The sequence below is a fragment of the Ruminococcus hominis genome (assembly GCF_014287355.1).
GTDB lineage: Bacteria > Bacillota > Clostridia > Lachnospirales > Lachnospiraceae > Schaedlerella > Schaedlerella hominis.
This window is the reverse complement of sequence record NZ_JACOPE010000001.1, coordinates 39633-62097: the sequence shown is the minus strand read 5'-3', so window position 1 is coordinate 62097 and position 22465 is coordinate 39633. Positions and strand designations below refer to the sequence as shown.

14 protein-coding genes are annotated in these 22465 nt (G+C 37.0%); 1 reads left to right on the top strand and 13 read right to left on the bottom strand.

The annotated features are described in order from the left end of the window. Positions 1-20: 20 nt before the first annotated feature. The 6 genes from H8S40_RS00265 to H8S40_RS00240 all read right to left on the bottom strand — a co-directional run bounded on the left by H8S40_RS00265 (position 21) and on the right by H8S40_RS00240 (position 9309). The gene (locus tag H8S40_RS00265) at positions 21-2315 is read right to left on the bottom strand and encodes a glycoside hydrolase family 88 protein (RefSeq protein WP_186864270.1); all 2295 of its coding nucleotides are present in this window, start codon (positions 2313-2315) and stop codon (positions 21-23) included. Positions 2316-2319: 4 nt separating this feature from the next. Beyond that, positions 2320-5052 (bottom strand): GH36-type glycosyl hydrolase domain-containing protein, encoded by a 2733-nt coding sequence (locus H8S40_RS00260; RefSeq protein ID WP_186864269.1) that lies wholly within the window; start codon positions 5050-5052, stop codon positions 2320-2322. Between the two features lie 13 nt (positions 5053-5065). After that, positions 5066-5923, bottom strand: a complete 858-nt coding sequence (locus H8S40_RS00255) for a carbohydrate ABC transporter permease (protein WP_022074426.1) — start codon at positions 5921-5923, stop codon at positions 5066-5068. A 3-nt stretch (positions 5924-5926) separates the two neighbouring features. Beyond that, entirely contained in the window at positions 5927-6811 is an 885-nt protein-coding gene (locus H8S40_RS00250; protein ID WP_022074425.1) for a carbohydrate ABC transporter permease, read from the bottom strand. A 55-nt stretch (positions 6812-6866) separates the two neighbouring features. Continuing rightward, the gene (locus H8S40_RS00245; RefSeq protein ID WP_121056442.1) at positions 6867-8132 is read right to left on the bottom strand and encodes an ABC transporter substrate-binding protein; all 1266 of its coding nucleotides are present in this window, start codon (positions 8130-8132) and stop codon (positions 6867-6869) included. 226 nt (positions 8133-8358) lie between these two features. After that, complete coding sequence (locus H8S40_RS00240) at positions 8359-9309, bottom strand: AraC family transcriptional regulator (RefSeq protein WP_186864268.1); 951 nt, start codon at positions 9307-9309, stop codon at positions 8359-8361. Positions 9310-10083: 774 nt separating this feature from the next. Here H8S40_RS00240 and H8S40_RS00235 point away from each other — a divergent pair. Beyond that, positions 10084-11211 (top strand): AraC family transcriptional regulator, encoded by a 1128-nt coding sequence (locus H8S40_RS00235; RefSeq protein ID WP_121056441.1) that lies wholly within the window; start codon positions 10084-10086, stop codon positions 11209-11211. A gap of 66 nt (positions 11212-11277) precedes the next feature. Here the strand turns inward: H8S40_RS00235 and H8S40_RS00230 are convergent, their stop codons facing one another. From H8S40_RS00230 to H8S40_RS00200, 7 genes are all read right to left on the bottom strand, one after another. Next, positions 11278-12768, bottom strand: a complete 1491-nt coding sequence (locus H8S40_RS00230) for a family 43 glycosylhydrolase (RefSeq protein ID WP_186864267.1) — start codon at positions 12766-12768, stop codon at positions 11278-11280. A gap of 88 nt (positions 12769-12856) precedes the next feature. Further along, positions 12857-14245, bottom strand: coding sequence for an MFS transporter (locus H8S40_RS00225; protein ID WP_186864266.1), 1389 nt, complete (start codon positions 14243-14245; stop codon positions 12857-12859). 478 nt (positions 14246-14723) lie between these two features. After that, on the bottom strand, positions 14724-15653 hold the full coding sequence (locus tag H8S40_RS00220; RefSeq protein ID WP_186864265.1) for an IS3 family transposase: 930 nt from the start codon (positions 15651-15653) through the stop codon (positions 14724-14726). A 32-nt stretch (positions 15654-15685) separates the two neighbouring features. Continuing rightward, entirely contained in the window at positions 15686-16369 is a 684-nt protein-coding gene (locus H8S40_RS00215) for a helix-turn-helix domain-containing protein (protein WP_117992213.1), read from the bottom strand. Between the two features lie 110 nt (positions 16370-16479). Beyond that, entirely contained in the window at positions 16480-18945 is a 2466-nt protein-coding gene (locus tag H8S40_RS00210; protein WP_186864264.1) for a glycoside hydrolase family 2 TIM barrel-domain containing protein, read from the bottom strand. After that, the gene (locus H8S40_RS00205; protein WP_243238131.1) at positions 18946-19827 is read right to left on the bottom strand and encodes a glycoside hydrolase family 43 protein; all 882 of its coding nucleotides are present in this window, start codon (positions 19825-19827) and stop codon (positions 18946-18948) included. Positions 19828-19831: 4 nt separating this feature from the next. Next, on the bottom strand, positions 19832-22417 hold the full coding sequence (locus tag H8S40_RS00200; protein WP_186864263.1) for an alpha-L-rhamnosidase: 2586 nt from the start codon (positions 22415-22417) through the stop codon (positions 19832-19834). Positions 22418-22465: the final 48 nt, after the last annotated feature.

Sequence of the window (22465 nt, the reverse complement as noted above, 5' to 3'; positions counted from 1 at the left end):
ATCTATAAACCATTATGCCTTTATTCTGCAAAAACCTGCTCAATTATTTTATCAAAATCTAACGTATAATATCTCCTTTTTAATGAATCAAGATTGTACAGTGCCTGCCCGTTTATCAATCCGTTACAAGTATCATTATCATCACCTTTATTTTTTGCCACAGCACCTGAAAATTCTAAATCTTCTGTATCTGAAAGCCATAGAGATGTTAAAAATCCTTCACACTGAATACCCGGCATCGTATATCCATACATCCTTTGCGGCATAGATAAACCATGTTGCATTCCTAATGTCACAATTTTCCCCAAGATAGCTAGCTGCTTATTCCTGCTATACTCTGCAATTCTCATTAAATCCGGTACAAACTCTACAAATTCATCATCCACATAGCTACACCCAGGAATAACATCACATCCAGCCCATCCAGTCGTTCCAAAACCATTCTTTCCTAAAAGTGTATTTTCATCAAACGGAATATTCCAAAGATAAGTCCATGATGCAAGAATCTGTGCTGCTGATTTTGCTCCATATAAATATCGTTCTTTTTTTGTTGTTTCATAAGCCAACAACAATGTCCGCATATTATACATTACTCCAACAGCATCTATTTTTACAGACTTTTTATGTGTTGTATCATTTAACCCTCCCAGGTATAAAACGTCTTCTACATAATACTTCATTATAAAGTCAGCTGCTTTACACAATGCACTCCTATACTTCTCATTACCTGTATATTCATGTACTAACGCTAATACTTCTCCTGGGAAAATTGTTCCTGATCCTTGTTCAATAGCATTACTTCCAAACCATTCTTCTGGATATGTCATTGGAACACCTTCCATCGTATATGCCCGATACCAAGAACCATCTGCATTCTGAATTTCAATCATTTTATCACAAAAAGCTACCACCACATCTACCCAGTCTTTGTGTAAAGTGCCATTCTCCTTTTCCTCAAGAAAACAGAGCATTAAATAATACATCGCCTCTGTCATAGTCCGGCAATAATTTCCTTTTGTTCCCTTTAATTTTTCTGCAATTCCAATCATTGCACCTACAACCTGATTACCTAGAAATTTTTCTAATTCTTCCCTATTTTCTGAATACTGAAATGGCATTAATACCCCTGTCCACCAATATACAAAATCTTCTTTTTCTACACTATACATTGCATTTGGCAGACCACTCTCTGCAATACAATGTTCCACAAAAAATTGTATTGTTTTTAATGCTCGTTCTCTATATTCTTCATTTTCTGTTTCTTCCGTCCCTCGAAGCATTTCATAGCAAATCATCGTCTGATTCCCCGAGAATCCATATTCCAACACGTTCTGATTTCCATAATTTTCTCTAGGCGAGAAATGACATACATAACCGCACGGATGATTCTTTTTTTCCGGAAAATCTCTAAAACTATTATGCAATAATTCTCTTCTATATGGTATTGTCTCTTCTAGGCTAAATGGATGTTTTATATTATCATCAAGAATTCTCTCCATCTGAAATGTACTCGTCTTCCATGATGCTTCAGTCAGATTTTCAGCCTCCCCGAACAGTAGAATATATGAAACCTCCAATTCTTCTCCTTGTTTTATCTTTCGATACGCAGCCCACTCCGATCCATCTACATTTAAGCAAAATGAATTTCTCTCATAAAACGGATAATCACAGCGCAGTAAAAATTCTTCCATTCTGTTTACAGATGGTGCAATTCCAAGTGATCCAATATCTGTGTTATGAATGAAATGTCTTTCCTCTATCTGTTTTCTAGTTATTGTAGTATCAAGTTTTGGAATATCTGCTCGGATTAATGAAATAAACTGTTTGTCTTTTTTTGAAAATCCTGTGACTGACAAATTAGGATTTCTATCATCCTTATAATCTTGTTCAAAAGTTCCAAGATAATCGTCCTGCCCATCCTGATCTGTATCGTTCTTATTATAAAAAGCACCTGGTATTACAAATTGATAATCTTCAAAGTTCTTTGCTTGTTTTGCTCCACAATGAAATTCCGTGGATACCCTAATAGCTGTCTCCTCTTCTGCTAAAATGCAAGTCACCTTTCTGCTCAATTTTATACTATTTAAATTTTCTTCCCATATATCAGTAATGTGGAATCTATTCTTTTTATTTATTTCTACTTCTGCTTCTGCAATATACGTATTTTTTTGATTTCTTATACTATCATACTTTACTTTCTTATTTCTTCCCTTTAAAATTTGAATCTGAACAGGCCATGGTGCTTCAATTTTTATTCCATTTCTTTCTATTAAAACTTCTTTTTTTTCTAATCCCAGCGGAAATTTAAGTCCCATTACATCATCGCTTCCTTTCTTCTAATTCAATACAAATTTTATTTTTTCTACCTGTTACGAGTTTTTCTTCTAGCTCAGACTGATGCAGCACAACAGATGTGCTATTTATCTGTTTCTTCCATACTTCTCCATTTATGCTAAGTTCACCCAACTGATATTTCCCATAATCTAAACGTTTTCTATTATAAAAATAAATACTCACTTCTTTTTCCATAAATAACATGTCTACCGTCAAAACTTCTCTTGTATCATACTGTTCCTTTACAAGTTTGGGTTCTATTAATAAATCTCCAAGTTTTCCTCGTATTCCATATACTTGTGTTAACATCAGAAAAATTGTCCAACTTCCCGCACCCGTGACATAAGAATACATCCCCCTTCCTCTGCTGCTGATATATTCTGGTACACCAGGATATATTTGTGCTAGTTTAGTATTTGTAGAAAGCTCATAAATGGATTTTAGAACCTTATAACCTTCCTTTGCATATCCTCTACTATATAATGCATAAGCATACATAGTTGTCATATGGCTAAACATACCACCATTTTCTTTTTCTCCGTAAATAAGTGCAAATCCTCTTCCAAAATTCCAAGTATTATCTCCCAATGGTAAAGTCAATCTAATTCCTCCAGTATTTTCATCTGGAAGATAATTATTTACAGCATGTATTATTTTTTGAATCTGCTCATCTGTTGCCGCCCCTGACATAACAGAAAAGGTCTGGTCTGTCAATCCAAATCTTAATTTTCCATCTGTAAAAATTCCATCTACTCTCTTTCCATCATTGTTATAATAACCATTAAAAAAACCTTCTTTTGACGATAATTCAATCCATTCATTTTCACGTACTTGTTGCAATAATTGTTTTCCTTTTCGACGCAACATAGCTTCTAATTGCAAAATTGGTATTTCTTTCTTTTCCCCACTTATTCCATATCTTATGCGTTCATAATATTTTTTTAACACTTCCATTTCTTTTTGAGACTCTTCAGTTAATCCATCAAGCAATATTTCCATTTCTTCAAATACAGAAATCGTTTTCCTTTCTTCTTTCTCCATTTGAATTTCTAACAAATCTGCTATATCACACATATTTTTTCCATAAAAAGCTGTAAATGGTATTGTTTCTCCTTTATCTGAAGCCATATCCAATTGGTCATTCCAATCCCCATCTTCAAGTTTTATATTCCCATGTTCTCCAATATTTAAGCTACAAATCAAGTTTTCTAAAATCAAATGTTCTAATATTGTTCCTACATAGCATATATCATTCTTCGTCTTTTGATTATTTCCATCTTCTTTTTTCCAGTTTATATCGATATTTTTCGCTCTCTCTATTTGTGCATCTTTCCAATATGTCACCTCTTCATCTAAAATGGAAATATCTCCTGTTTGATTGATATATAATAGTAGTGTAAATAATGGCCAAACACCATGATCCATCCAAACTCGAGAGATTTTGTTTCTATCTGCCTGAAAATTACCATTTCCTTCTAATATAATAGTCGCATTACTTCCATCCAGCCTAACACCTTTCATATTATGAACAAAAGCGCTGCGAACTGACATTGGATTTTGCAACAGTAAAGTCAGATAATCCTGCCACAAATCTCTCCATCCGCGCCCCCCTCTTCCATAATCATGGTACGGAAGAAATGAACAACCATATATTTTTCTTAAAACAGGCTGTATACCTACCCATCTTAGCCAGCCATCAAACTTGTCTGAATTGCCCTGAAATTTTATCTTATCTGCTTCTCCATTCCAATACTCTTCATTTTTCTTCCATGCAACTTCAACTTTTTCTTTACTGTTATACTTTTCAAATTCTTTATTAAAATTTTCTTTTTCTGTAATTCCAGCACAAATAATATATTCTATTTTTTCTCCCGGTGCTAATCTCACTTGTGCAAAACGCATTGCACCAATACATTCCATACCATCTTTTCGATATGTAAAATCATGCTTTGGTATACTATTTTTTACTACAGTTTCAGGCCAGTCCAATGTTCCCCCCTTTCCTATAAATTCCTCTACTGTCGGAAACATTTCCACTGGTGCCTGCCCATTTTCATCTGAACCATATACAAAATAACTCGTATCATTTGGTTCATGACCTCTTTCATCATGATGTATCGTTGGCTTTACAACAATCCCATTTTTTTCCATTGTTACTCTCTGCATCAATGAAGTTGCATGTCTATGATCTCTTAAATTATCTGCCGACCGTCCAAAAATAGGAAATGCTGCTGTTGGTACAAATTCTAGAATTTCCGAACCATAATTTTCCAAAATTACTCTATTAATTTCTACTACGTCATCATTTGCCGGACAAAATGTGGTGAAACTACAATTTAATTTCAATTCTGGTATTGTATAATATAAACTGTGATAAAGTAATCCACACTCAACTTTATCCCTTTTTTCTTCCTCCTTAAAACAATGCTCTGCTCTCTGTTTTGCAGAATTTCCTGCCACTGAAAAAGCTCCTTGCTCTTTTGTATAAACCCAGAAATTTCTTGCAGAACGGTTGTTATGTAAGTCCTCAACTGAAACAGGCAGATATAAAAATTCGTTTTGATTCTTTTTCGCATCTCCATTTAAAAAAGGTGTCACTGAAGCTTTCATTCCAGCCTCATTGCATATAGGAAAATATAATTGATTCACTTCGCTAGCATTTTCACAAATGAACGTTCCATTTTTATCAATAAATTTCCAATTAAATTCGTGTTCCATACTTTACTCCTTGTTATCCCTTGACTGCTCCTGCAGTTAGTCCTCCTACGATATATCGTTGAAAAATCAGTGCTAATACCATTGGTATAACCGTTGCCAACAGTCCTGCTGTCATCATCATTCCATAATCGATACCATACTTTGTTCCAAACTCCGATACCGCAACTGTTAGCGTCTTTGAAGTTTTTGATGTTGTAAAAATTAATGCATACAAAAATTCATCCCATGCCATAAGGAAGGCAAGAACACCTACTGCAACATATCCTGGTAGTGCTGTTGGCATAATAATTTTCCAAAACACTTGATTCCAACTACACCCATCTACTCTTCCTGCTTCTTCAAGTTCAAATGGAACCGATTTAAAATATCCGTTCAAAACCCAGATTACATAAGCCAGAACCGCATTTGTATTAATTAATATTAATGTTCCCAAATGATCTAACAGTCCCATTCGACTAATCATAATATAATATGGTATTACCAATGCAATTGGTGGTAACAATTGAAAAAACATTACTCCAAATAACATTGGTCTTTTCATCCGAAAATGTAATCTTGCAAATGCGTAGGATGCTACAGCACCAAACACAAGACTGATTATTGTTGTTACCCCTGCAACGATGCAACTGTTTTTTATTGCCATTCGAAATACTTCAACCTGTTTTGTTGGATTTTGATCCCATAGCAATGTTTTGTATCGTTCCCATGTAATTAATGTAGGCAATATTTTGTCACTGCTTAATAATTCATTCTCTGATATAATACTTGATATGAACATCCAGATAATTGGCAATAATGTCCAAAGCAACAATAGTGTCACTGCTAAATATAATAATATCCGTCCTATTCTTCTTTTTATCATTCGATTCATATCCTAATCCTCCGTTTTTCCTGCTTTCAGGTAAAGAATACTCAATAACAATATAATAACTGCTATAATTACACATATTGCCGATCCTTTTCCATAATGCAAATAATCAAAGATTTCATGATATGCATAAAAGCTTATTACCTGTGTACTATCATTTGGTCCACCTGACGTCAACGAATATACAATATCGAAAACTCGAATCGTCTGAATTGTTCGTAAAACAAGAACCACTATGTACATTGGCTTCAATGCTTGAAAATACACCGCTTTAAATCTCTGCCATGCATTTGCTCCATCCATAATTGCTGCTTCTTTAGCATCATTAGAAACGGTCTGAAGTCCAGCAAGTAGCATTATTATAACAAGAGGAAGCATTTTCCATGTATCCGATAATATAATCATATTAATGGCAAGCTTACCACTTCCAAGCCAGACTATATTGTCATCTATCAAATGTAATTTTAATAATACCTTGTTCAAAACTCCTGCATTCGCATTAAAAATCCACTTCCACAAATTTGCATTTACAATTGTTGGAACTGCCCATGGAATCAAAATAATCCCTCGTACAAAACCTCTTCCTTTGAAATTCTGATTCAAAAGCAAACTTACTAATGTTCCCATGATAATCTGTACAACAACTGATACCAGAGAAAAATATAATGTTATTTTTAAAGAGTTCCAGAATGCACTAGTACTCATAACTTCTGTATAATTTTTTAACCCAACAAATTTCATTGCCAGACTTCCAGGATTTACATCATTTAAACTAAACCACAGTGTGAACAAAGCAGGGAATAATCCTAAACCCATAATAATCAGCATCGCAGGGGCAATCATTCCATACGCAGTTCGTGCTTGTGATATATTTGATTTATTCATCTTCATATTCTTACCCTCATATTTAAAATGGCAGGAAGCTTACCTACCTGCCATTCTCTATTTAATTCACAAAACGTTCTGATACTTCTTCTGCCTGATTTAATGCATCTTCAATTGAAGTTGCTCCTGATAGTGCTGCTGAGAATAATGGCTGTACCGTATTAGACCATTCACTGTAATCAGCAAGCTGCGGTCTTGGATGTGCTGTTGCAAACTGTGGATAAAACTTAGCCAGCTCTTCATGTTCAGCCACCAGATTCTCATCTTTATATAATGCATCAATTGTCGGTAACACATTATAATTCTCATATGCATATTTCTGAATATCTTCATTAGTGAATAGCTCAATATATTTATATGCATAATCTGGATATTTTGACGTAGACAATACTCCAAATCCACCACCGCCAGTTACTGAAGCACTTTCTGCCTTATCAGTTCCAGGCATTAAACATATATCTACATTTCCTGCAACTGTTGAATTTTCTGGATTATTTGCATATCCATACACATAAGCCCAATTCATAACAAATGCGGTATCTCCAGCCATGAACGGATCTAAACAATCTCTGTCTGTATAAGTAATTGATGCTGGATCTGCCCAGCCCTCCTGCATTGAATCATACATAAACTGTACTGCATCATTTGCACTTTCACTATTAATATCAAATGAAGCATCTTCTTTCTGCCATGTTCCTCCAAAACTGTAAATCATAGTTGTAAGATCACAAATTAACCCTTCTGCCTGAGACGCTCCCCACGCAATACCATACTTGCAAATACCTTTGTCTATCATATCTTTAGACATTTCTTTTAATTCGTCCCAAGTTTTCGGTGGTTCCTCATATCCAGCATCTGCTAACATCTGTTTATTATAAAACATCCATTTTCCACCATTTGCAAATGGAATTGCTTCTGTTTTTCCATTATAAACCATCTGATTTAACGAACTCTCAATCAAACTGTTTTTCACATCTTCGTCCATATAATCACTTAAATCTATGGTTACTCCCTTGCTTTCAAATTCTGCAACCCATGGAATATCTACATAACAAACATCTGCATCTCCTCCACCAGTCCATGTTGTAGTTATTTTTTCGTGCGTGCTATCATAGGACTGACAAATCAAATTTACTTTAACACCATACATTTCTTCATACTTTTTTCCTGCGTACTCATAAAGACCTTCTTCATCTGTTGTACAAATAACATTAATACTTTCTGGTTTATCTCCTGTTGCTTTATTATTTTCTTTTTCAGAGCTACCACAAGCTGTCATTGTTCCTACCATCGTCATACATAAAAATGCTGCAACTAATCTCTTCATTTTTTCCTCCTTTTACACTTATACTTTTTTGTTTTTCTTCTCGGCGCCTTTTTTTAATATTCTCCTTACTCTTATAGTTTTAATATAATGATTTTATATTCTTGATTCAATTCCATTTTTGCTTTATTTTTGCACTATTTTGCCAGATAGTTTTTTATTTTCAAAAAAATAAGTCGAAAACCACTAATAATTTTGTGTTTTCGACTCTTATATATACCACTGTATTTTAGATTCTAGAATGATTATAACCTTCACAATTTAATTCTTCATTTCCACTTATCTTTCGATATTTGCTTGGACCCATAGAATATACTTCTTTAAATTTTCGGTTAAAATAACTCAATCCTGAAAACCCCGACTCATATGCCACTTCACTAATAGGTAATTTTGTGGAAAGTAATAATTTTTCTGCCGATTTTAACCGAATATGATTTAAATACTCTACAAATGTACAATCCGTTGCCTGTTTAAACACTCTGCAAAATGTATATATACTCATACAACACAATTCTGCCACGCTTTGCAATTCTATATGATTTTTATAATTATCCTCTACATAAGACAATGCTGGCCTAATTTTTTCTAATGCCACCATAACTTCCGTTTCAGGCCTTTTAACGTAAATATAATCATTTCGCATAAAATATACTATTAATTCCATAATATATGCAGGTATTCTAATCTCATATCCTAAAATCTTCTTTTTATATTCTTCCTCTATTTTCCACATAATAGATTCCACTTTTTTGCTTCTTAAATTAAAATGCCCAACTTTTCGAAATGGATCTAGTAATATGCTTGGAATGTGCTGATATTCCTTGGCCACAGAAAAATAGGGTAAAATTGGTTCCATTTGGAACTGCAACAATAATATTTTATGCCTCTTGGTAATCTTTTCCGTTTCATGAGGTTCCTCACCCGAAATAACAGTGATATCTCCTGGTCTTGAAATAATTTTTTCTCCTCCAAATCTTACATATGCTTCACCCTCTAACTGACATAAAATTTCCCATGAGTGATGCCAGTGCATTGCACACCCTGCCAAAGTATACACCCCTGCTGAAAATGGTAATTTTTCCTCTTCTATATAAAAAAGCTCCGAGGAGTGAAACTTATTTGCCGTTGATATGGATTCTTTGATTTTTATAATTTCTTCCATGTCTTCCATTTCTTCCATTTCTTCGTTAATCTCCCTCATTTAAATTATAATTTTTCTTCCGTTAATCACAGTGCAATATTCAACTTGAAAGCTATGCCATAAATCTTTAGACTTGATCCATAACACTATTATTGTCTTGTTATCCCTAAAATTTTAATTTCATTATACTATATTTTATCCATATAAACCAGTTATTACTATCGTCTCCACCTATCCCTTTGTTAATATTGAACATCTTTCTCATTCCTTTTCAGTATGAAGACTTGTTCCTGTAAACTGATTCATCAATTTACAGGAACAACATATACAGATATTATTTATGAATGCCGACTGGAAATAGCCAAAGAATTGCCCCTTTTTACAGCTTATAAGTTTTTCTTGATATGCATTTTTGCCCTTTATAAATCATATACTTGTCTTAGCTACTTTTGTATGCTATACTATTTAGTAGCTAAGAAAAGAAATGAGAATGCGCAAGCAAAAACGAACCCCCAGTAGCTGCAACTACTGAGGGTTCTTCTCATTTTTACGGTTGAGTATCCGTTTAGGCTAGTTGCCGCTATCGTCTCCGTCTAGCCATTTGCAAATATAGTAGCCAACTACACTTGCTATAACGGAAACAAGAAAAGAAATAAGAAATTCCACGCAAGCACCCCCTTTCTGTTGCCAGATTGGGTGCGACAACACGCCAATTATATCATACTAAAACTTTTACAACAATAATCTTGAACTATTTATGAGCAAATGATAATGCTCTGAATTACAAAACCTTAATTCAAAGGAGTTGACCCCATGCTATACACTACCATTCAAGACATTGCACACACACTCGAACAACATCATCAGGTGCATCACTCAAATCTAAACTTTGTTCAGGCTCTGAAAATTTTAAAAAAGAACGGGATGCTCACAGACGAGAAAACAAGAAACTCCTGGAACAAACTGCCCGAAAAATGGGATGATTCGGTCTTTGAATCTTACATTAATCAACTTCCGGTCGAAGTTGACTATATCCTAAATAACGAAAAACCTTCTGAGATTACTGAAAAAGTTTTGATTCCATATGGACGAGATGTTTTTGCTTTTATTCACCTTCCTTACCAAAACGATATTCTTCACGAACACAACTATTTTGAGATCAACTATGTATATCGCGGGGCACTGACACAAATTATTTCAAACGAAACTCGACTGATGAACGAAGGAGACTTTTGCATTATCTCTCCGTTTACGCAACACTCTGTGCTTGCGGCAAAAGACAGTCTTGTTCTCAGTATCCAGCTAAGAAAAACAACTTTTGATGCTATTTTTGGCTCATTTCTTGCAAAAACTGATTTACTTGCCATCTTTTTTAAGAATACTTTATATGAAACAAATCAATCAAACTATCTTTATTTTCATACCGACAACAACGACAATATTAAAATGTTAATACAAAATATTGTCCGCGAAGCAAATACAGATGATAACTACAGCAGTACTTGTTGCAATGGATATGTTCAAATTCTGTTCAGCACACTTTTAAGAAAATATGGTAAATCTGCATTATACTATGGATTCAATGAACAAGATTCCATTGATACTGATTTTACTTTTATTCTGGAATACATTACCCAACATTATCGAACCGTTACTTTAGATGAACTCTCTGAATTTTTCCACTACAGCAAGCCGTATCTTAGCAGTTTGTTTAAGAAAAATATGAATCAGACTTTTGTAAATGTTCTACGTAATATTAAGATGAGACATGCGCTTGATTTTCTGGCAAATACCGAAAAAACAATTGAAGAAATTGGAATCGAAGTCGGATATAATTCAACCGATCACTTTAGTCGTTCTTTCAAACAATATAATCATTGTAGCCCGTCTGAATTCAGGAAAAAAATCCGAGAGCAACAGGGAAGATTGTCTTTGAGATAAGATGTATATTAACATAAAAATGGGAGCTGCCAAACGACTTAGCTCCCATTACTTCAAATCACTGCTCTACTTCATCTCAACACTTGCAAAATCCAGCTTGCCATCCACACATTTCACATACAACGCATGCACTCCCTTTGTCTTTTTCAATTCTACTGAAACAGTATTCCACATTTCACTTGTATTCTCTGCTTCTGCAACAATTTTTCCATCCGGCGCGTCAACTGATACTTCTACTTTACCGACTCCACGAAGTTCCAGTACGATTTCTCTTTCCGTTCCATCAAATTCAAAACACTTGAATCCTGCAACCACACCTGTTCTCATATTGCAAATATACGGCTTGCATCCATGCTCATAGTTTTCATCCCGTTCCTCTGTAATATATGGCATAGACTCCGGAAGTTCTGGTCTGGAATCGCCAGGGCCTCCACCCATTCCAAGTACAAGTCCTACTTTTTCTCTATCCGCCTCTGTCAAATGGCATGCGATATAAGATTCGTATTTTCCTCTTGCAGGCAATGCTCCATCGTTCAATCCGCAGCTTGTCATCTCTATCTGCGGGATTGTACCATCTTCTAGTATCTGCACTTCATCTGCACAGCCCTGTCTTGAAAATGCTCTTCCATGTGTATGTCTGTGCCAGAAAATATAATGTTTTCCATTTATTTCAACCAATCCGCCATGATTATTTCCATAATAGCTTGTAGCCAGCTCATTTCCTTGATATCCGATATCTCCGTTTGATACGATCACACCTTTGAATTCAAACGGACCCTCCGGAGTTTTTGACATTCCATAACACAGTTCATGCATTTGCTGACTCGAATATACAAAATAATACCATTCACCAAATTTACGAATACTGGATGCCTCAAAGAAAGGGTGTTCCTCATAGTCTGTTCCCTTCGCTGTATCATATCCATTAGCAACACAAACCGGTTCACTGATAATTGTATGCATATCATCCGCCAGTTTCACCATCATTGCTCCCGGAATTTCCAACGTTTCCATTCCTGGAAATCTGAATGATGGTGAGAATCCATAGTACAGGTAATTGCCGCTTTCTTCCGATAAAATTGCCGGATCAAACCAGCGTCCGATATTCGGAACACTTCCGTCTGCTCTTGTCACATATCCTAAAAATTCATATTGTCCAGCCGGAGTATCACACACTGCAACCGAAATCACATTCACAAAATCCAGAGCATAATATAGATAATATCTTCCATCCGGTCCCTGTGCCACATCCGGTGCATACAAATTATGCAGCATTCCTTCTGCATCCATTGCATCATCATATGCAGGAATCTCTTTATCATAAGATGCCCCATTTATCGGATCTTGTTCTTTCTTATAGATAACGCCTTCGCATCTCCAGTTTCCCAAATCATTTATCGATGCACTCCAGCCTACATAGTCTTCTTCACAAAATGAATTGCCGTCTTGTTTGTCATGGCTTCCGAATATATATACACGGTCTCCAAATACATGTGGCTCCCCGTCAGGTACATTTTCCCAATATGGTAAATATGGATTCAATCCGAATGTTTTCATACTCTACATCTCCTATAATGTTAATTAGGACGGAGAAAAGTGGTTAAAAGCCACTTTTCTCCGTCCCTGTTTGGTCTACCTGTTTGGTCTACTTCTCACCCATTTTCACTTTCATATCTACAATATCTTCTGCATATTTGTTCATCGGGCTCTTAGCAACACAGATAATCAAGATAATACCTGTCAGAGATGGTGCACCGAATTTCAGGAAGTTCAATGCGAACATTGCTGATTCTGGCTGCTGTCCAATTGCACCTGCAATATATCCTGAGATAGAAAGTACTGCAAGAATACCTGAACTTACAATTGTGTTACCGCATTTCTGTGCAAATCCTTTGATGGAAGAGATAACTCCATTAGAAGATTTACCTTCTTTTAACATAATAAAGTCGATTGTATCATTTACTAATACGTTAACCAATGCATTCTGCATAGATGCTGTACAAGCTGAAATAAATGTCAGTACGCACAAGAATACAAAGTTTGTTTTTCCAGCGAAGAATAAGATCACATACAATACGATTGATAATGCCTGTGATACAAGTAATGCTTTCTGTCCTGTCTTAAATACTTTCAAGAAGATTGGCATTAATACAACCATTGAAATTAAAGCTCCGATAGAGATAACTCCCATGTATACAGGGATAAGATCCGGTCTTGCCCAGTAATACATTATGTAATATACCGATGTTGAGAACATCATTCCATATCCCATAGATGCCATAACCCATGCAATTAAGTTTGGCCATACTTCTTTGTATTTCAACACACGTCCGATTTCTTTTAACGGATGTCCTTTTTCTGGCTCTACTAAATATTTTTCTTTTCCTTTTGATGTTGCAAATAATCCCCAGAATGAGATAAATGCAAACACGCCACAAATTAACATAAATGGAACATATCCATTTTTGAATCCGATATTATTGAAGAATCCTGTAATATTTGCTGTAAATGTATTACCAATTGTAAATACTGTTGCACATACACCTGCACCTAAAGAAATGATCATATTTCTCTGTTCATTGCTTCGAACTGCTGCAGGAAGGATTGCCATATGTGGCATTGAGTACATTGTTACTGTCATTCCATAACCGATATACATAATTAATACATATGCAACTTTTGTACTTGTTGATGCAAATCCCCAATCAATCCAAATCATTGTTGCGAAGAATGTCAACAAGATTGGAGCAAAAATGAAATATGGGCGATAACGTCCCCATCTTGATTTTGTTCTATCTGCAATAACTCCCATCATTGGGTCATTGATTGCATCCCATAAAGTTGCTACAAACATAATAGCAGACGCTGCTGCTGCCGGAATTTTCAATGTATCTGTCATATACACAGAGAAATAACTGGCAATTACAGCTGCCATCAACATAGCTCCCCCGTTTGCCGATGTTGCATGGAACCATTTAAACGCTGTGCTAATTTCGTCTTTTACGACTGTGTTTACTGTCTTTTCTTTAGCCATTTTACTACACTCCTTTTCATTTTACTTACTTACGTTGAGATTTCTTTCTCTCCCTTAAGATGTCTTTATTGTATTACAACCCGACATATATTCACATGTAAAAAATTAAGTGAAATACGACATTTTTTATTGTTCATCTTTTATTCCCGACATATTTTCATATACATCCGACATTCTTTCTTTTTTAAGAAATATTTCATCTCACGTCCGTATACTTTTGTTGTATCTGCGCTTAGCATAGCAAATATTATTTCTGGTAAACAGCGCACCAGAGGACATTTGAAAGTGGAAATTGCGACATTGCAGGACCATGGAGGAGGCCATTTGGGGACGTGGGCCATTTGGGGACGGAGTTAGTGGCTTTTTGCTTACGAAAAAGCCACTAACTCCGTCCTGATCTGATTCCTGTCAAGTAGACAAGTTAAATAACTAAAATAAAGTGCTGATGAACGATCGTACGAAATGCGCGGTCGTTTTTCTATGCACACCATTTTTCTTTATATTTCTCAATTCGTTTGTTACGTGGAATTAAATATTCAACTGGTTGTCCGGTGGAAAGGGCTTCCGTTCTTATTTCTAGTGGGGTTTTACAATGATACCTATCCTGAGGTCGTTTCTCACTATAAAATTTAATGTAATCTGATATTGCAAATCTTAATGATGTCTCATCTGTTATCTCGTACATTTGATACATTTCCGTTTTTATAATCCCCCAAAACCCTTCCGTTGGACCATTATCTATACAATGCCCAACACGTGACATAGAATGTTCTATTTCATGTTCGTTGAGCTTTTTTTGAAACATTTTACTAGTGTATTGGAATCCTCTATCGCTATGAAAGAGTGGTCTTGCTTCAGGATTGGCAGCCAGTGCTTTATCAAAGGTTTTAAACACAAGCCTACTGTCATTTCGTATGCCAATTACATATGCAACCGGATATCTGTCATATAAATCAAGTATTGCGCTCAAATACAATTTTTTGTTTGTACCTGGAACTTTAAATTCAGTCACATCCGTAGTCCACTTTTTATTAGGAGCATCCGCATAAAAATCTCTGCCTAACTTATTTTCTGAAACAGATTCTGGTGTCGAGGGAGTATAGTTCTTCTTTTTCCTTCTAATTGCAGAATGAATTCCTAACTTTTTCATGATTCTATGTACTCGTTTAGGATTATAGCTTGTATGGTTGAAATGGTTAATCCATGAAGTCATTCTTCTATATCCTAAGATATGATTAAAGCATTCGTCATACTCCTTTATAAGTTCTGCCAATTTCATATTTTCTGCTTCTTGTTCAGGAATCTCGCGATGCAACCATTTATAGTAGGCAGATCTTGATATTTCAAGTTGCTTACACATCCAATTAATACTCCAGTTCTTTGTTTCATAAAAAAACTTTATTGCCATAAATTTTGAATCATAGCGGAGTTTTCCAAGCCTCACATCCTTTCGAAATCCTGTACTTTTTTTAATAATTCAGCCAACATATCCTTTTCTTGTAATTGTCTTTTTAGGCGAGCATTTTCTCTACGAAGGCGTTCTAATTCATCTACTTCTTCATCTGTTTTATGTTGTCCTCGCCTATCAGTTAATCCTTCTTCACCTTGTGTAATATACTTTCTTACCCAAGAATAGACCTGATTATAAGAAACACCATAAATACTTGCTGTTCCTTTATAATCGTGGTTGTGATTAATACAGTAATCCACGATTTTCTTACGTTCTTCAATGGTTGTTTTTTTTCTTGATTCTGCCATATAAACCTCCCGTTTAGGATTATAATCCCGAAGTTTTCTATTAGCATTATACAATAAAACCCATCGTCTAAGTGTTTCTTTTGAAGGAATTCCGTATCGAGCAGCAATCGTTCTTAAACTACCTTTTCCAGCAATATAATCTTCAACCGCCGAAATCTTATCAGATGATAAATAATTTCTGTTACCACTAGAAGGAAGAAATGCATCAACTCCATCCTGAAGATATCTTGGAATCCAATCAGTGATAATAGAATTGCCATTTTTGAAATGAATGCCATATTTATCACATAATTCCATTTCTGAAAGGTTTCCATATAAGTATTCTTCACATACTTTTATAATTATTTCTTTTGAATATTTAGACATAAAAAACCCCCTTAAGTAGATTTTGGTTATTTACCTTGTCTACTTAAGGGGAATCATACCATCCCCAAATGGCCTCCTAATCTCCGTCTCCAAATGGTTCCACCAAATGTCTAAAAGTTTGCTCCACCCGGAACACGAATCGAGCCACAAACTCCGTCCCCAGTGGTTACTGTTAATGTTACGTCTTCTTCCGGTTTCTTTATAATAATCTGTGCACGTCCTCCGAACAGTTCTGTCACTCCTTCATTGAAGTTATAGTTCGGTTTTGGATTACCGCTTCCAAATCCAAGCACTTCCACTTCACCATCAACAGACAATGTAATCTTCTGGTTGTCATCAGCTGCCAGCACGCCATTCTGATCACGCATTTCAACCTGAACGTAAACCAGCTCCTGCTCTGAATGTTTCAATCCGGCGTATGCTTCCTGCTCTACGGCAAGTACTCTCTCTGCTCCCGCAGTTGCAAGTTCACTTCTTCCGATTTCCTGTCCATTTTCATAAGAAACAGCCACCAGTGTTCCTGGTTCATATGTTGTCTCAAATAATGTACGGAATCCTGCTTCTTTTCCGGCTGGTTTCTTGCCAAGTGAAGTTTCATTTAAGAACAGTTCAACTTCATCTCCCTGTGCATATACTTCCACAATGGCCGGTTTTCCTTCCATACCATTCCAGTTCCAGTTTGCTGTAGAATCGCTGATTATCCACGGAGTTTTGATCAAGAATTCTCCATAATGTGTCGGGTTCTGCACTGCAATATATGGCTTCTTGCTAAGTCCGAATACTGCTTCTCTATAATAAGACGCAGGACGTCGGAAACCTGTAATATCAAAATCTCCCGGATATGCTAACTGTGCAGGAAATCCGGCTCCAAATCCGCCTTCTCCCCATTTATATGCAGGAATACCAACACCTGCTTCTCCGATATAATCCCAACCTGTCCATGTAAAGTCTCCGATTACATGTGGCAGACGTTCTACGAGCTCCCAGTTTCTTGCAATCTCCGGTGGATATGTCTCACTTCCCACAATAACACGGTTCGGATAAGTCTCTCCATCCTTTTCATAGCGCGCTGTCATGTAGTTATATCCTGCAACATCGATTCCTGCACATGCTTTTTCCAGTCGTTTACTGATTGCATCATGTACCACGATTTCATCCATATGTGCATCCATCAAGGACATAAAGTCATTTACATTTCCGTCAATTTTATCTTCCGCGCTTAAGTTTGCAGCTACATCAGCTACAATCTGATCCACCGCATCTCCTGCAGCAAATACACCATTGATAGATGCAAGCGTATATCTTGTATCATCCAGAGAACGAATCTTGTCACTGATTTCCTGACAAGTCTGCGCGCCCTTATCTGTTCCGATTTCCGGAATCTCATTTCCCACAGAATAGAGAATAACGGATGGATGGTTATAATCTTTTCTCACCATTGCAGTCACGTCTTTTTCCCACCATTCCTGGAAATACAATCCATAATCGTAGTTGGATTTGAGACGATTCCACATATCAAATGTTTCATCCATAACATACATACCAATCTCGTCACAAGCACGAAGCATAGCAGGTGCCATTGGATGATGGGACATACGGATTGCATTAAATCCAGCCTCTTTCATTTTCAGAATCTGACGATACTGAGCATCTTCATAGGTAGCTGCTCCGAGAAGTCCACTGTCATGATGAATACAGCCGCCTCGTAAGTTTACACTTTTGTCATTAACGCGGAATCCACGTTTTGCATCAACCGCAAGTGTACGGATACCAAAAGTATCAACAGCCTCATCTAACAGCTCTTTTGCTTCTGTATTCTCATATACTTTTGTCTCAAAAGTGTAAAGTTTTGGATTCTCTGCACTCCAAAGCTTTGGATTATCTACAAGAATTCTTTGTTGCAGTGTTCTGTTTTCTCCAGCAAATATTGTTGCAAATGTACACTCTTTCGCAACTACATTTTCCTCATTATCTTTAATTACTGTCTCTATAACCAAATCCTGTGTCACTGCTGTTTTATTTTCCAGTTCTGTTGCAACTTTTAATGTCGCATATGTCTCATCTGCATTTTCTGTTTTAACCTGAACACCTTCCGGCACAATATGCGTAAGACCGGATTCCAGAAGATACACATCTCGATAAATTCCAGCACCTGAATACCAACGGCTGTTTGTCATCGCTCCGGCACGCACCTGCACACGGATTTCATTGTCTTCCCCATATTTTAAGAAGTCATTGAGCGGTGCATAAAATGTTGTATACCCGAACGGACTCTTAGCCGCAAGCTGTCCGTTAACATATACAAATGCATTCATATACACGCCTTCGAATTTTAACATGATTGTTTTTTCTTTGTATTCTTCCGGTGCGTGAAGCATTTTTACATATGTATAGACATCTCCGTCGCGGAATCCTGTATTTCCGCCATTTAAGCTGTCCGGATTCGCCGGTTTTTCAATCATTGCATCATGAGGAAGAGTGATATCTCTTGCAATTTCCGGGATGTCCCACACCAATGCAAATGAGTCTTTATCTACCCAAAACTTCCAATCTTCATTCCATTTCTGCTCTATCATCTATCTTTCCTCCAACTTTAATTTTCCATCCTTTAAAACAACCGTTCTGAAAATTGGTCGCTCTTTATATTTATCATTCGGATAATGCAACGTAAATTTCATACTGTCATCATCTTTATACAACATGCCATGACCACCATTCTCCGGGAACAGTGGCTCTTCCAACTGTCTCCAAGGGCCTTCCACCTTACCGCTATCTGATACTGCTACTCCAACCGCATATCCACAAGTGCTCCAGCTCGACCATGTCATATAGAGCTTCTCATCTTCCATCTTCATCACACATGGCCCATCCGTAAAGTATACGTCTCCGTCCATTCCAAACTCTGCTTTTGCAAATGGAACCGGCTTCGCCCACACTGCCTCTGCTGCAGAGAATAATGTCACTGGCTCTCCCTCTGCCTGTTTTAAATCCGATGACATTTTCAAAAGACACATATCTCCATCCGGCGTATCTTCAAAAGAATGCGAGAAAATCAAATATGGTACTCCCTGTTCAATGTATACCGTTCCATCAATACATGCCCAATCCTCTGGTGTAATCCGTTCACTGTACACTTCAAAAGGTCCTGTCGGCTGCTCTGAACGTAATACATAAATCCCCTTTTTTCTGTCTGAACCGCCAAGTGTCGTAATCAGATAAAATGCCCCTTCATAATAAATACATTCCGGTGCCCAGTAATTCTGATCAGCAAAAAATCCTTCCGGTCTGTGGAAAATCTCAATCGGTCCTTTCCAATTTTCCTTATCTTCACTCACGTAACAATCAAACCCATCTGCCGTTCCCCAACAGGTTGCACTTCTTGTTCCATATAAATAATATTTACCTCCCTGTACAAGAATATATGGGTCACGAATATTGATTTCTGTTGTTTTCATCATTTTGCTACTCCTTCACTTCAAATACATATGTTCCGGCTCCCAGTTTTTGTAAATCCATTCCTTCTACACGGAATTCTGCCTCTGCATCAAATGGAACTTCCACGCGATATACAACTGTATCACCTTCATATTTCCAACCACTCTTATAACATCCCGCTGCAGTATCCAATATACATTCTGCATATCCTAGACGTTTGTCCGCATGAGGTGTAATCTCAGCTTTCTTAAATCCGGCTTCAACAGGTTTGATACCACACACTTCTCCATACATCCAGGCTTCGATACTTCCGTAACTATAATGATTTAGACTATTCATACCATCCTTATTTAAATGTCCATCCGGCATAACCGAATTCCAACGCTCCCAGATTGTAGTAGCTCCCATGTTCACGCTATACAACCAGCCCGGATATTCCTCATTGAGCAATAATTGTACTGCTATATCATGATGTCCTGTCTCAGTAAGTGCCGGACACAACATCGTTGTTCCGACAAATCCGGTATTCAGATGTCCATGATTCTCCTCAACTCTTTGTGCCAGTACATTTCCTTCCTGCTGTCTTGCCTCTTCGGTTGGATTTAATTCAAACATGATTGCAATTGCGGAACCGGTCTGTGTCTTGCAGTTACACAGTCCATTTTCATCAAAGTAAGTTGCCCGAATCGCTTTCAAAATCTCACCTGATAATCTCTGATATTTTTCTGCCTCCTCGGCTTTACCTATAATCTCCGCTGACGCTGCAACGATCCTAACATCTTTATAATAATAAGCACTTGCAATATAAAGTGGATCTGTAGCACCAAATGGCCCCGGCTGTTCATTGTCCAGTGCCAGCCAGTCAGCAAAATGAAATCCATTCTTAATCAAATGTGCACCACCAAGTGCTTCTTCTTTCTTTCGCTGACAATCCACCCATGCTTTCATACCCGGATAACACTCCGCAAGTAATGTCCGATTTCCATACTGTCGATATACATTCCATGGGATAATCACCCCTGCATCAGCCCACGGGCACGAACCATGTTCTGATACCATTCCCTCCTTTAAACGAGGTACAACATTTGGAACCGAACCCTCCAATACACTCTGTTCTGCACGCATATCCCACAAATATTTCCGATAAAATGCCGGCATATACATATTGTAGCATGCTGTTTCTGAAAAGATTTGTGCATCTCCTGTCCAGCCGAGGCGTTCATCACGCTGCGGGCAGTCTGTCGGTACATCCAGAAAATTGTCTTTCTGTCCCCACAATGCATTGGAGAACAACTGATTTACTTTACTGTCACCGGTTGTAATCTCTCCAATCTGTTCAAAATCACTTCTCAGATGATATGCTGCAAATGAAATCTTAGTAATCCATTCTTCCGTAACATCTTTTCCATCCAAGGATTTAATTTCTACTTTCATATAACGGAATCCATAGAATGTGAAATGTGGCCTTACATGTGCTTTTTTCCCGTTTGAGATATAAGTAAACTCTGCCTTTGCAGTTCTTAAATTTTCCCGATAGAAACATTCATCCTGAAGAATTTCCGATGCAGACAACGTCACTGTCATTCCTTTTGAAAGTTCTGCGTCAATCTCCACCCAACCGGTCAGATTCTGTCCGAAATCCAATACCATTTCCTTCTTCGGTGTCTGAATGAGTTCCGGATGGAATTCTTCATGTTTTACTATCGGAAGACTATATCTGTCATTAAGTTCTCCACATCGCTGTGGTCTGCGAACTGAAACCGCTTTCCATGCAGAGTCTCCGCCTTCTGCCTCTCGCTGTAATTCTTCTTTTATAGAAGTTTCTATTCTGGCATCGTAAACTTCTCCGTCATAGATGTTACTCTCTACAATCGGTGACTGACGATATTTCCACTCTTCGTCAGTGCAGATTGTCGGTTGTGCTGTGTTTCCGATATACAATTCTCCGATTGCACAGCAATATTCTCCATACAGATTCGTATAGCCACCATCAAATCCAAGTCTGCCTTTGAACCACCCTTTTCCAAGCCAAATTTGAATCTCATTCTTACCTTCCTGCAAATATTCTGCCACATCATAAGTCTGTACCTGTAAATGAAAATCATAAGAGTGATATCCCGGAGCCAAATACTCTTTTCCGACCTTTTTTCCATTGATATATACTTCGTATACTCCCAGACCACACATATATAATCTTGCGGATTTATTCACATCCTCCAGACCTGCTTCGAAAGTTTTCCACATAATCGGATGGATATCCTCATCCTCTATCTGCGGTGCAATCCATTTGGCTGTCCAGCTTTCTTTCATTTTACCGGTTTCAAAATAAGACTCTGCTTTTGCACTTTCTCCATTGTCTGCTTTTACTTCCACACTCCATGTATAACGTGTTCTCGGTTGTAGCTCCAAGTTCACCTGATAATCCATGCTGCCTGCCTTGTCATCTTCTCCGCTGTCATAGATTTGCTCTTCTCCCTGAAAGATTCGTATTCTGGCTGACTGCATTTTTTTTGCACTTCCCGCCTCTTCCACTTTCCACGAAAAACTCAGTGATTCTACTTGAAATCCCAATGGATGTTCCACGTTATTTACTCTTAATTGGCTGATTCTCATACCGTTATACTTCCTTTTCGTTTCATACAATTGTTTACTCTAAAATAA